Source organism: Sphingobium jiangsuense, assembly GCF_014196495.1.
GTDB classification, from domain to species: domain Bacteria; phylum Pseudomonadota; class Alphaproteobacteria; order Sphingomonadales; family Sphingomonadaceae; genus Sphingobium; species Sphingobium jiangsuense.
On the sequence record NZ_JACIDT010000023.1, the window covers coordinates 1 to 12,345 of the forward strand.

12 protein-coding genes and 1 pseudogene are annotated in these 12,345 nt (G+C 61.3%); 4 read left to right on the plus strand and 9 right to left on the minus strand.

Annotation, left to right across the window (positions count from 1 at the left end; genetic code table 11):
* Positions 1-245 precede the first annotated feature (245 nt).
* The 4 genes from GGR43_RS20365 to GGR43_RS23815 all read right to left on the minus strand — a co-directional run bounded on the left by GGR43_RS20365 (position 246) and on the right by GGR43_RS23815 (position 3,168).
* Positions 246-638: a hypothetical protein gene (locus GGR43_RS20365; protein ID WP_188073650.1), complete on the minus strand. Its 393-nt coding sequence runs from the start codon at positions 636-638 to the stop codon at positions 246-248.
* Entirely contained in the window at positions 635-1,855 is a 1,221-nt protein-coding gene (locus tag GGR43_RS20370; protein WP_188073651.1) for a PDDEXK family nuclease, read from the minus strand. Before GGR43_RS20370 ends, GGR43_RS20365 begins: the two co-directional genes overlap by 4 nt.
* On the minus strand, positions 1,855-2,529 hold the full coding sequence (locus GGR43_RS20375) for a hypothetical protein (RefSeq protein ID WP_188073652.1): 675 nt from the start codon (positions 2,527-2,529) through the stop codon (positions 1,855-1,857). The genes GGR43_RS20370 and GGR43_RS20375 overlap by 1 nt, the downstream gene beginning before the upstream one ends.
* A 507-nt stretch (positions 2,530-3,036) precedes the next feature.
* Positions 3,037-3,168, minus strand: a complete 132-nt coding sequence (locus tag GGR43_RS23815) for a hypothetical protein (RefSeq protein ID WP_281392556.1) — start codon at positions 3,166-3,168, stop codon at positions 3,037-3,039.
* On the opposite strand from GGR43_RS23815, the pseudogene tnpC reads away from it, so the two are divergent.
* Positions 3,136-3,943, plus strand: a pseudogene (gene tnpC / locus GGR43_RS23615) (IS66 family transposase); the annotation flags it as partial. The gene GGR43_RS23815 and the pseudogene tnpC sit on opposite strands and share 33 nt — an antisense overlap.
* 39 nt (positions 3,944-3,982) lie before the next feature.
* On the opposite strand, the gene GGR43_RS23965 reads toward tnpC, so the two are convergent.
* Both GGR43_RS23965 and GGR43_RS20390 read right to left on the minus strand, forming a co-directional pair.
* Positions 3,983-4,774: an alpha/beta fold hydrolase gene (locus GGR43_RS23965; protein WP_188073654.1), complete on the minus strand. Its 792-nt coding sequence runs from the start codon at positions 4,772-4,774 to the stop codon at positions 3,983-3,985.
* Between the two features lie 53 nt (positions 4,775-4,827).
* Positions 4,828-7,278, minus strand: a complete 2,451-nt coding sequence (locus GGR43_RS20390) for a TonB-dependent receptor (RefSeq protein WP_188073655.1) — start codon at positions 7,276-7,278, stop codon at positions 4,828-4,830.
* A gap of 181 nt (positions 7,279-7,459) precedes the next feature.
* Between GGR43_RS20390 and GGR43_RS20395 the strand changes: the two genes are divergently transcribed.
* Positions 7,460-7,957 carry an MBL fold metallo-hydrolase gene (locus GGR43_RS20395; protein ID WP_188073656.1) on the plus strand — a complete coding sequence of 166 codons (498 nt, stop codon included), beginning with the start codon at positions 7,460-7,462 and terminating at the stop codon, positions 7,955-7,957.
* Positions 7,958-8,434: 477 nt separating this feature from the next.
* Here GGR43_RS20395 and GGR43_RS20400 read toward each other — a convergent pair whose 3' ends face one another.
* From GGR43_RS20400 to GGR43_RS20410, 3 genes are all read right to left on the minus strand, one after another.
* Positions 8,435-9,778, minus strand: coding sequence for an MFS transporter (locus GGR43_RS20400; RefSeq protein ID WP_188073657.1), 1,344 nt, complete (start codon positions 9,776-9,778; stop codon positions 8,435-8,437).
* 178 nt (positions 9,779-9,956) lie between these two features.
* On the minus strand, positions 9,957-10,886 hold the full coding sequence (kce, locus tag GGR43_RS20405) for a 3,5-dioxohexanoate:acetyl-CoA acetone transferase (RefSeq protein ID WP_188073658.1): 930 nt from the start codon (positions 10,884-10,886) through the stop codon (positions 9,957-9,959).
* Positions 10,887-11,129: 243 nt separating this feature from the next.
* Positions 11,130-11,387: a fumarylacetoacetate hydrolase family protein gene (locus tag GGR43_RS20410; RefSeq protein WP_284277194.1), complete on the minus strand. Its 258-nt coding sequence runs from the start codon at positions 11,385-11,387 to the stop codon at positions 11,130-11,132.
* A 2-nt stretch (positions 11,388-11,389) separates the two neighbouring features.
* Here GGR43_RS20410 and GGR43_RS20415 point away from each other — a divergent pair, with 2 nt between their 5' ends.
* Positions 11,390-11,710 (plus strand): hypothetical protein, encoded by a 321-nt coding sequence (locus GGR43_RS20415; RefSeq protein ID WP_246343947.1) that lies wholly within the window; start codon positions 11,390-11,392, stop codon positions 11,708-11,710.
* 25 nt (positions 11,711-11,735) lie between these two features.
* A complete protein-coding gene (locus GGR43_RS20420; RefSeq protein ID WP_188073660.1) occupies positions 11,736-12,266 on the plus strand; it encodes a cupin domain-containing protein in 531 nt (176 codons plus the stop codon).
* Positions 12,267-12,345: the final 79 nt, after the last annotated feature.

Below are 12,345 nucleotides of genomic sequence, written 5' to 3' on the forward strand. Positions count from 1 at the left end.
ATACAAACTGGCCTCCCTCGCCAGTCAGCCCTTGAATCACATCCCGGCCCCCTTGGGAATCCCCCAATGATTCAATCTATTCCCCGAACGCTCTAGCGGCAATCAGGGGGAAATCCCTGCCGCAACTGCCAGCGAACCGGACACCGACAGCGACAATGATGATGAAGAGGAAAACGGGTTTTATACCGGCATGATTGGAAGGGATGGGTGACAGCCATCACCCTCCTTTCCGGTCGCGGGATCGCTTATTGATGATGACAGCTGCTGGTGAGCCGATCCATCGCAACGGCAAAGCCAGCCATATTTTCCATGATATCGGTGAGGCGCGGCACCTGGTCGGGGAAATATTTTTTCATCCAGCCGAGGCTGCAAGGCACCAGTGATATGGCGCGGTCCATCTCCTCTATGGCCGCCAGCATATACTGCTCCCCGCGCTTCAGCATCCGCAGCCTGTAGGTGAAATCCTGCACGCCTTGCGCATAGGCGGCGTTGAAGAAGTCGATGTCGATCCATCCCGCGCCCGATTTGAGGGGCCGCACATCCTTCACGCGAATCGGCGAGTGATAGGCGGTGTCGCCATAGCCCGGATACATGGTCATCCCGTACCATTTGCCCTTTTCCAGCGTGAAGCGCGTCACGACGGTTCCTCTTCCCTGCGGGCCGCGTCGAGCAGCGCGGCGATCGCCTCCTCCCAGTCCTGTGCATGGTCGGGCAGCAACTGCCCCAGCAGCGGCGCCGCGGTGCCGTTGGTGCTGACATAGCTCTGGGTCTTTCGGGTGACCTGACCCCCGATCAGGTCCGCCAGCCGTGCCAGATAGGCGAGCACCGCCTCCTGCGGGGCGGTGCCCTGCACATAATTGGTCCACAGCTTCCCGTTCTTCTCGATCATGCCCAAGTTCACCGGCTTTGCCCGATCGGGAACAATGGCCCTGAGCGTAAGGGCCGCCTTGAGATCGGCATGGACGCCCAAGGGCTCCAGCCGGTCCAGGAACTGCCTCAGCGCAGCGGGCAGGGCCGGGTCCTGCTGCGCCAGCGCCTCATGGAACATCTCCTCGCTGATCGACTGCGCCTTCGGATTCGCCTGTGGCGATATGGGCTTGACCGAGGGCAGGCCGCTGTCGTCGATCACCACGATGCCCCGCTCGATCATCACCGTGCGGGCGAGGACGCCGGGCAGGGCGATGAGGCGGCCCGTCCCGTCGCGCCACAGGCCGATCTCCACCAGCGCGAAGGTGAAATGCGCCCCGGCATGGCTCTGGAGCAGATCGGCCAGCGCCTCTGTCTCCTGCCGGATGCCGTCACCGACCACCATCGCCAGAAAGCGCCCGCGCCGCAGGTTGCGGGACAGCGCATCGATGAACGCGGCTTCGGGCAGCGCATCGGGATGATGGGACACCAGCCTGTAGAGGCTTCCCTGCTTCTCTCCCCTTGCCCGCAATACCACTGCCTCGAACCGGTCCCAGCCCATCGCCATCAGCGCGGCGACATAGTCGAGCGTCTGGGCGACCACCTTGCGCCGGGCCTCCGGGTTCCGCCAGAGCTTGGTCTCGGCAAACACGATCTCCCCGGCAGGCGTCAGGTAGAGATTGTCGATATTGCCATGGCCGCAGGCCACTTCCCGCGCCGCCGGAATCAATGCGCCGAAGCCCGGTTCGATCGCCGATACCGGCAGCAGCGACGGATGCCGCTGGATCAGGGCCTGAAGCCATTTCTCATCCTGCTCATATCCCCCCAGCGAGCAGGGAACCAGCGGTTCGACACCACCATCGGGGCCGATGGCCACCGGCGTGCCGGTGGCCCTTTCTCCCTTGGCTGTTATCTCTCCGCCCATCCGGGTCATGACCTGCGCCATCATCAGATCTTCCCCGCCGCGGCTGCCCGGTTCTTCTCGATGATAGCGTCCATGATCTTTCCATATTCGCTATGTTGATAGGTCAGCAGATACCGTTCGAGATGCTGATACCGCTGTTCCAGGGTTATCGAGCTGACAGGGTTCGTCCAGCGTGTGATCATATTGTCATAGGTCTGGCCGGCCTGTGTCTGGAAGGGCTCTATGATGGACTTGCCTTCGCCGTAATTGCGTTTGAGCGCATCGAGAATTGCCGGGTAAAATTGATTGTTGGCCTTGACGCTGATCTGGAACAGCCGCCACGCGCCGTTGGCAATGATGAAGCGGAAGGTGGGAATTCCCGTGCCGGACCCCAGATCGATGAAGTGATTGGTCAATCCGCTGGGAGGGTAGAGGGCAAACCATTCGCAACTGACGATGTACCCCATCTCCGGTGGAGTGGACTGCCAATAATGGAGTCCCTTGGGAAGCACGTCGTTGCTGCAATATACCTGCGTTCCGCTTTTCCCATCAGCGGGAACGGGGATGGCCCTGAACTCTTCGAGCGTGATGCCGAGTTCCACGCCGCGCATGGCGAAGGGCTTTGCAGTGGCAAGCGAAGGAGCAGCGGGTGCAGCCATTACAGGCGACGGAACGGCAAGCAGCGTTGCGGCGATAACCGGTATTATGGACATCCTCATGGGTCTGGACACCTCCTCTATGGCGGTGCCCACCCCGGACGCCGCCCCTGTTGACGGGGCGACGGCCGAAGCCGGATGTTGGAAACCTGGCCATAAGATCAGGCGCGTGTATCTTTACCGGCAAGCCGGCTGGACATGCATACACGCCACCCGGCCTCCAAAACTGGTGACCGAGTTCTTATGGCTGGGGTTTCCACGCCCCACTCCCGACCTATCGGGAGCAGCACGACCATTGCTCGACAACGACCGACAGGCAAGTGAAAAGCGCCGATGAGTATCGGTGTCCGCCTCTTTGCTGGATATCGGGCTTATTCCGGAAAGCTGCTGTCTGTGGGCTTGTTGAAGAAGCCTGTCTGCGGGCGGTCTGTTCATACCGGGATAAAAGGGCGGCAGCTTCAGGACGGACGATTGGAGTGGGAGCGTTCATGCCCACCGGCATTTGATATTTGCCCCACAGAAAAGCTGTATCTGGACTTCGCCGGGCTATTCGGGCTTCGTCCTCCCATGTCAGAGGATGACGATATACAGCGCGAACTCATTGCCCGGATGTTCTGCCTCATTACGATCACGGCCGAGGATGCGGCGGCGTTGGCCACCGAGGGTCCGCCGCGCGAACGCGTCGTCATCGCCGCGCCCCATGTCTGCCGCTGTTGCGGCTCGAATCGTCTGTGCAAGCCGGGGGACGATATCACCAAGACCCTTGAGGGCGTGCCGCGCCAGTGGAACGTGGTCCAGACATGCGGGAGAAGTTCTCTTGCCGAGCCTGTGGAAAGATCACCCAACCGCCGGCGCTATTCCACGTCACGCCTCGTGGACTCTTCGGTCCCAGCTTTCTGGCGATGCTGCTGTTCGAGAAGTTCGGCGCGCATCAACCGCTTGACCGCCAGCGTGATCGCTGTGCCCGGGAAGGCGTGGACCTGAGCCTTTCGACCCTGGCTGATCAGGTCGGCACCTGCACCGCCGCGTGCTGATCGAAGCCCATGTCCTGGCCATCGAGCGGCTGCATGGCGAAGATACGACGGGGCCAGTGCTGGCCAAGAGCAAGACCAATACGGGCCGGATCTGGACCTATATTCGGGATGATCGACCTTTTGGCGGACCCGCGCCGCCTGCGGCAATCTTCCATTATTCCCGTGACCGGCGGGGCGAGCATCCTGTGGGCCATCTGCGCAGTTGGAAAGGCATTCTCCAGATCGATGCCTATGCCGGCTACAATGCGCTGTTCAATGGCGATCGCCTGCCGGCGCCGCTCATCTGTACTCTATGCCGGAGCCACGTGCGCCGCCATTTCTTCGAGTTGACCGATGTCGCAGCGCAGCTCGAGAAGCGCCGCAAGAAGGCGGCCGTCATCTCGCCGCTGGCGGTGGAGGCGGTCCGTCCTATCGACGCAATCTTCGATATCGAGCGCGCCATCAGGCGAGCAATCGATATTTCCAATATACGAGGGATGCCACTAAGCGTCGCTCCTCACTGCCGCGCTACGGATATGTTCAGCGAGGATATTGGGTATGCTAACCTGAGGAAAGTGTTTGCATGGCAATATTCCGATTTCAATTTGGGCGCGATGTGCCAATTGGACATTGCTAAAAAACATTCTCGCCTCGAACAAGCCGCCGATTGTCCATGTTATAGGTCTGTCGGTCAACATGGCGGGGTCAATGGGATCGTGCTTAATGCCTGTTACATATTTACGTATCCAGGTCGGGTAATTAAGCCAGAGCCGTTGATGAAAATCCTTACCTAAATCCTCCCACAATTTCGGGTCTTCATTCATAAGATGTGCGAAGAGTTGGGCGCATGCCTTCGAAACGCCCTCGTCATCTAGTGTTGCGAGGTTATGAAGCGGCGAGTCTTCGCCGCCTCCGGGGAGCGCCGCCTCATGAACCACCGCCTGTTTGACAAGGTGGGGATAGTCAACAACGAGATCGAGTGTTGCCAAGCCTGCCGAACTGCACCCATAAACAGTTGCATTCTTGATGTTGAGGGCTTCAAGCAGTTGGGCCACCTGACGGCCCAACGCGACCATCGAAACTTCGACCTCTCCGCTGATTTCGCTACGCGAGAATCCCGGCGTGTCGAATGTAGTTACACGGAATTGCGACCTCAAATCCGATACTACTCGGTCGAAAGATCCACAGTCACCTTCTCCCGACGGAACAAGGACTATATCAGGTCCTTTTCCGCTTTGTTCGACGTGCCAAATTATTGACCCGGCGGGCTCCAGCGTCTTAATCTTAAATTCCACCTGAAATTTCCTTGTGTCTCGTCAGGGTAAAGGCGGTGGACTCAGTCCTCTCGCTAGAACCTTGTCGACAGTCGAGCCCCATAGGTGCGCGGCTGTGCGTTGATCGAAACATAGAGGTTCGACCCCGGGACCTGCGTTGCGAAGGTCTGATAGCGATTGTTCTCGATGTTGCGCACAAACGCCGTGACGGACCAGCGCCCGTCATCAACGACAAGCGAGGCCTGCGCATTGGAAACCCAGGTGCTGCCTTGGTAATCCTGTGCCGTCAGAGTAAAGTTCGTGTACCTGCCGGAGCGATATTGCGTGTCGGCATCCAGCACGAGTGCCAGATCGTCGCTCAATACGAGCCGCTGTTGTGCAGCGAGGTTCACGGTCCATTTCGGAGCGTTGAACAGCGGGAAACCCGCACAGTTAACGGTGAATGGCGCTCCGGTCGGGCTTGCCGCGGGTGTGGTCGCGCACCCCGTATATGGCGGCGCGGGCGTTACATAGGTGAACGATGTATAGCGGCTGTCGAGATACTGCACGTTCGCCATAAGGCGAGTCGTGGCGGTGACCTGAGCAAGTGCTTCAACCTCGACGCCCTTGGCGACCGAACGCCCGATGTTGCTCGTCAGCAGTCCGACGGCGCCGACCGAGTTGATGCCCAGGAACGAGAGCTGCTGATCGCGATACTTCCAGTAGAAGCCTTCGATATTCAACTGCAGGCGATTGTCGAGGAAGCGGTTCTTGGAGCCGATTGTATAGGCTGTGATATGCTCCGGCCCGAAGGAGGCGTCCGGGTTGAAGCCGCCGGCGCGATAGCCCGTCTCAAGGCTCGCGTAGAGAAGCGACCGTGGCGCGACGTCGAATTCGACGGCGGCGCGATAGGTTATCTTGCTATCGTTGAACCGACCCGTTGCCGTCGTGTCGATGCGGCGAACAGAACCGCCATTGGCGATCGGCAGGGTAGCGAGATTGGCGGCGGGCCGCACTGGCTGACCTTCGAAGCTGGTCGTGTAGGGAAGCAGCGCCACATTCGGGCAGCCGCCCGACGCCGCGGGGATCGTGCACAGCAATTGCAGGGTCCGCGACGAACTGCTGAAGTTCTTACGCTCGCTGGTGTAGCGAGCGCCGCCGGTGAACCGCAGCGTGTCGGTCGCATTGAACGTCAGGCGACCATAGACCGATGGCGAGCGGGTGCGGACCTTGCTGATCTGGAAGGCGGCTTGCGAACCCGACGTGTTGTGCACGTCATCGTCAATGTCTTCGCTGAAGTAATAACCGCCCAGGATATAGTCGATGGTTCGGCCCGTCGGACTGACCAAGCGGATTTCGAGCGATGTCTGGTCGGCTTCGGCGGTATTGCCGATCTGCTGACCCGCATTGGCGCTCAGGATGTCGCGCAACGAGTGCCGCCAGGCGGGAATCACGCTGATCGTACCGAACGAGGTCTCGTAATCAATGTAGGCGGCGACGCCGTAGAGGTCGGAATCCACGTACTGCCGGAAGGCGAGCGGGTCGTTGAACCGGCCGGCGATGGTCCCGGCCGCGCCGGTCTGCCGGTACGCCTGCGCCGCCGGGGTGTACAGGCCTTCTGAGACGGGCAGATTCGATGGGGTGAAGGCGAAGGCTCCGGCCGCCGGATTGAAGGCGAACCGCCCGATATAGGTCGCGGCCGTTCCCGTGCCGCCTTGGTGAGCAAAATCCGCTGCGATGCGTATCGTCAGCTTGGGATCGAGCTCGACCTTCAATTGTCCGCGCAAACCGAGGGTCTTGTCCGAGCTGGTCCCGTCGCGCAGATACCCGTCATGCTGCGAATAGATGCCGGAGAAACGAAGTCCGGCGTTATCTCCAGCCGCGACGTTGATCGCGCCTTCGACACTGTAGGCGTCATAGTTGCCGTAGCTCGCAGTACCGTAGCCCGAAAACTCGCCCAGACGCGGCTGCGCCGGCAAGATATTTACGGCGCCAGCGGTCGCGTTGCGGCCGTAGAGCGTGCCCTGCGGGCCTTTGAGCAATTCAACCCGCTCCAGGTCGTAAAAAGCCCCGGTGGTCGAGCCCGAGCGGCCGACATATACGCCGTCGTAGTTGAACGCGACCGCCGGATCGCTCGTCGGCGAGACCGAAAAACTACCCACGCCACGAATGAAGATGAAATTTCCGGTCGAGGCATTTGCAACCTGTAACGCCGGCACATTCTTCTGCAACGTATCGACGCCGACGATGCCATCTTCCAGAAGCTCCTCGCCGGTCACAACCGAGATCGCGAGCGCCGCCTTCTGCAGATTTTCATTACGTTGCTGAGCGGTTACGACGATATCATCGAGCCCCGCTTTGTTCGAAGCCTGCGCCGCATCCGCTTCGCTGGCATCCGCCGGATTCTGTGGTGACGCGCTTGCACCGGGTGCGCTGCGGTCGAGCCGCGGCGGCGTCGACTGCGATTGGCCCTGGGCGTTGGCCGCCGCTGGCCAAAGGACAGCCGCGCTGGAAAGCAACAGCCAGGTCTTGTGCGCGTTCAACATATCCCCTCCTTCATCCGACGCCACCTTTTACCGGCGGCTTGTCAAACCGATCGCCTCGGCTGGAGCGATCTTGTCCAGGCCCCTCCTTGCGCGGCCATCTGACGGATGCCGAGAAAGAATTGGTCTACCAGGCTGCCGAAATGCCTCCCGCGTCGGCATCCGGGAAGATGGCAAATACCCGGTGTTGTTAACCGGCGGGCAACAGGTCGAATGGACACATCCGATCGACGCGCCGAGGATCGAAGCCGGCACGACGATGCGGCCGATGACTCCCTCTCGCGTGGTGCGCAACCGGCTTCTGGTCAAAGTGTTGGGGAAATGCGCCCGTCAGGTCGAACCGAGCAAGGTCGATCGGTTGATCGAGGATGGCGACAGTCCGGATTTCGCGCACGGCATGACGGCGCTCCACGTGCCCGGTCACTGCGCCGGCCAAGTCGCGCTGCCGTGGCGCCGAGACGGCGGCTCCTTTTTCACCGCCGACGCCTGCGTCAATCGAAGCGGCCTCCAATTCGCGGCGGCTACAGAGGATCCCCGACCGGCGTTGACCTCGTTGGCGAGACTGGTCAAACTTAAATTCGTTAAAGCCTGCGTGGTGCATCGCCCACGGATCTTGTCGAGCGGCGCGCAAAAGTTTCGGCGGATGAATTTCGACACCTTAAATTTAATTCGAACAGCTTAGGCGGTGGCTTGCATCTCAACGGCGCTGATCGTCGGCGGCGGTATCACGGGAATGAACGCAGCGACGCGCTCGCAAACAGAGGGTCGCCGTCGACGTCGTCGCATTGCCGGCGCAGCCGCAGAGACATTGGTCGAGTTGAGGATTTACTACGAAGCCTACGCCACGGGTACCCCGTTCGGTCCGGACTCCACCGCTGTGAGCCTGCGCGATTCGACCGGATGCATTGTGAACCCCGGACCGAAACGGTCCGCCTGGCCCCAGCGCTGTCGACGGCACCGCTGTCTATTGGCCGGCGTTTCTCGAGGTCGCCACCAGACGGGCCGAACAGCTGGGCATGCGCGTTCGCAAGGGCGTGACCCCCCAAGTGCGCCACCGGCATGGGGCAACTTCGCCTGACAATGCCGTGCTGCCTGATTGATGTCTGGCATCAACTGCCGTCAGGTGCGCGACAATTGCAGGCGCAAGGTCTTCACCGATTTAACGGTCCGGCATGGCTCGAGCGCCGACCGCTCCACCAGTCGAACTTCTATGGGTGAACAACAATACTCCGGCGGCGGCGGCGACGATCGCGAAGGTGAATGACACGCCCGTTCGTGACATTCCATAGCCGAACATCAAGCCCGCGAAGTACGGGCCGAGTCCACCTAACAATAATCCGAAGCCGGAAACGAAGCCGATGCCCGACACACGCATTAACGGGGTAAAGGCCGTCGCTATACTAGCGTAGAAAACGGCTGTCGAAGCGGACAGAAAAAAGCCGCAGGCGCCGGCGGCGAAGATCAACGCGGGCCCCGTCGGCGGAACAATGCCTAGTAAAACCAACGCAAGGCCGAAGCCGACCATAGCCGCGCTCGCGACACCGACCGGCCTGAACCGCGTGGCGAAAGTTCCCGCGATCAGGGCGGACGGCACCCCGACCAGACTTGTGGTGATAGATATCAAGCTTGCAGTCGACGGCGGGAAGCCGGCATCCGCCACCATCTGGGGTAGCCAGCTGATGATATAGAACGCGGCCGTGACGGTCAGCATGTAGACGACCGCAAACCGGATCGTGGTGCTCGCCATCCCCCGGGCAAAAAGTGCCCGATAGGAACTTCGCTCGGCTTCCGGACGCAATGGTGCTTCCGTAACCGCGGGCTGTTCCAGCCGCGCGAGCACGCCGTTCAATCGCTCAAACGCACTCTTCGGCCATCGGGCGATCAGAAAAGCCGGGGACTCCGGCAGCGCGATCAACGCCAGGAAGAACAAGACCGCTCCTAGCAACGCCGCGAGTCCGAACACCCACTCCCAGCCGCAGGTCTCGAGCAATGCCGCCGCCGCGAGTCCACCGAGCATTCCGCCCACCGAAACGCCGACGGTCGTCGCAGCAATCGCGAACGCTCGAGATCGACCGTTAGAAAATTCCGCAGCCACAGCCGTTGTCAGGGACATCATGACTCCGATCCCAAGGCCCGTGACGCCGCGGCTAATCCCCAACTCCCATATGGTTCGCGAGAGTGCTGAAGCGAGCGAGCCTAACGTCAGGAGCGCGAGCGCTAGTAAGACCATCGGCCTTCGCCCGACCACATCGGCAAGCGGCGACAATCCCAAAGAGCCCGCAGCCATCCCGATGAGACTCGATGCCAGCAATAGGCCCAAAATCTCCTTGGAAACGCCCCAAGCCTCACTCACTGCTGGCGCGACAAATGCCATTGCCTGCAAGTCATAGCCATCCAGCCCCGCGATGAGCACCGCGACGACAATGGCGACAACCTGAGCTCGGGTCATTCGCGCGTCGTCGAGCGATTGGCGAATACTCTCGACAGTGACTGGCGACCTCATATTTCATCCTCTCTGTTGGCTGCATGGCCAATTCATATTCAGCAACGGCCGCAATCCGGTTGAACTACGAGGTTATTCAAGCCACGATCTGGCCGAGTACGAAGCGCTGCTCGGCGGTGGGGGGAGTGAAAGGCATCTGATATTATTTTCCAGCAAATTGCTTGCAACGGTCCGAGGTTCAGAAACCGACGCGATCGCCGCCCTTGAGGCCCAGGATCTTCCGAGCGTCTTCCGGGGTCGCCACCTCGAGTCCCAATCCTTCGATGATCTGGCGAACGCGGCGCACCTGGGCGGCGTTGGTGTCGGCCAACGTGCCTGCGCCGAGCCACAGCGAGTCCTCCAGCCCGACGCGGACATTGCCGCCCATCGCTGCCGCCATGGCTGCGATCGGCATCTGACTCCGGCCCGCGCCGAGCACCGACCACCGATACTGGTCTCCGAACAGCCGGTCGGCGGTCCGCTTCATGTGCATGACCTCGTCAGGATGTGCACCGATACCACCCAGCAGCCCGAACACCGTTTGGATGAACAGAGGGCCCTTCACGAGTCCCTCACGGTAAAAATGGTTCAGATTGTGCAGGTGACTGGTATCGTAACACTCGAATTCGTAGCGTGCGCCAGTTTCGTTGAGTGTCTCCAGTGCGTAGCGAATGTCCTTGAACGTATTGCGGAACACGAGGTCTTCGGTGCCCGCGAGCATCGCGGGTTCCCAATCATGCTTGAACTCCTTGAACCGCTTCAGCATCGGAAACAGCGCAAAGTTCATCGAGCCCATGTTCAGGCTGGCGACCTCCGGCTTCCACACCGCTGCAGGCCTCAGTCGCTCTTCCACGCTCATAAATGGGGCTCCGCCCGTCGTAAGGTTGCACACGACGTCCGAGCGCTGCTTGATTGAGCGCAGAATGGGCTCAAAGGCTTCGGGCGACTGGTCGGGGCGACCGTCAGCGGCATTGCGAGCGTGCAGATGCACGATTGCTGCTCCGGCCTCCGCCGCCTCCACGGCGGAGTCAGCGATCTCCTCCGCCGTCACGGGCAGGTGGGGCGACATGGATGGCGTGTGGATCGACCCGGTAATCGCGCAGGTGATGATGATTTTCGAGGCTGCCAAAGATCAATCCTTCGGAACTTGGGCCGGTTCGTGACCGGCGTGAACGGGGCGGAAAGCGGAAATCAGCGCTGCCGCCAGCAGAGGCGTCGCGGCGAACATCAGCGACACGGTCGGTTGCCGCCGTCCGAGCGGCGCACTCCCCCGCGAGCCCGCCTGTAGCGACCAGGTGGCCGGGGTCACTACAGAACTCTCTTCATCGCGTCAGCTGTCGAGGCACAGCGCGGCCGGGATCGCGCCGAGCGCTCAAGACGCCTTCACCCGGTTCTCGATGGCGCCGATCCCATCGACTTCGCATCGGACCACGTCGCCGGGTTGCAGAAAGCGCGGCGGCTGCATGGCAATGCCGACCCCCGACGGTGTTCCGGTCGCGATCAGGTCGCCCGGATCAAGCGTGAAGGCAGTCGAGAGATAAGAGATCTGCTGCCACACATTGTGGACCAGTTCGCTTGTGTTGCCATCCTGACGCAACTCGCCGTTGACGAAGCAACGCAGTCCCAACACATGTGGGTCCGGGCGCTCCGTCGCAGGCGATGCTCGACGCGGTCGGCGCATTGCGGCGCGGCGGCCGCCTGGTCGATGTGGGCGGCATGAGCGCGCCCATTTCGGTCAACATGCACCAGCTCATGTGCGCACAGATCAGCCTGATCGGGTCGCTCTGGTTCACCGTTGCCGAAGGTCAGGACATGGCCGCGATGGCGGCCGCCGGAACCCTCGATCTGTCGGTATTCGATCACCGCGTCTTTCCGCTCGATCAGGTGAACGAGGCGCTGGCCCTCGCCGAACGGCGCGTGGGCGGCTTCGTCAATGTGGTGGTCAGGCCCTGAGAGGCGAGCGAGGAGGAGAACAGCTATGGTAAGACGCATCGTCACGGCGGAACGGGATGGCCGATCCTATGTCCTGTCCGATGGATTGGTTGAAAACACCCATGATTTCGTTTCCGTTCCGGGTTTCCGGACGACTCTTGCATGGATGGCGCCCGCTGTTCCCGCCTTGCCCTTCGATGGTGCCGACCCGGTCGCCCAGGTCACGACGATGGTGCCGCAGCCGCACGGCTCCACACTCATCATCGTGCAGTTCCCGCCGGACAGCGTCATGACCGCGCCGGACTTCGATGCCGCCGCCGCGGGGACGGAGCAGGCGCGATTCCTGCCGGGCCTTGCCGAAACATTCGATCCCGACGGCTCCGGCAAGCATCGGACACAGACGCTGGATTACGACATCATTCTGGAAGGCGAACTCTGGATGGAACTGGACGACGGGGAACTGCGCCATCTCAAGGCGGGCGATGTCGTGATCCAGAACGGCACACGGCATGCCTGGCGCAATCTGGGCGACAAACCCGCGCGCATGGCGGCCGTGCTCATCGGCGCCGATCGCTGAAAACATTTCGGCACCCTGAAACCGGCGGTGCCGAGGCCGGGACCGCACACCGCCCTGCAATGCCGCGTCACGCTGTACC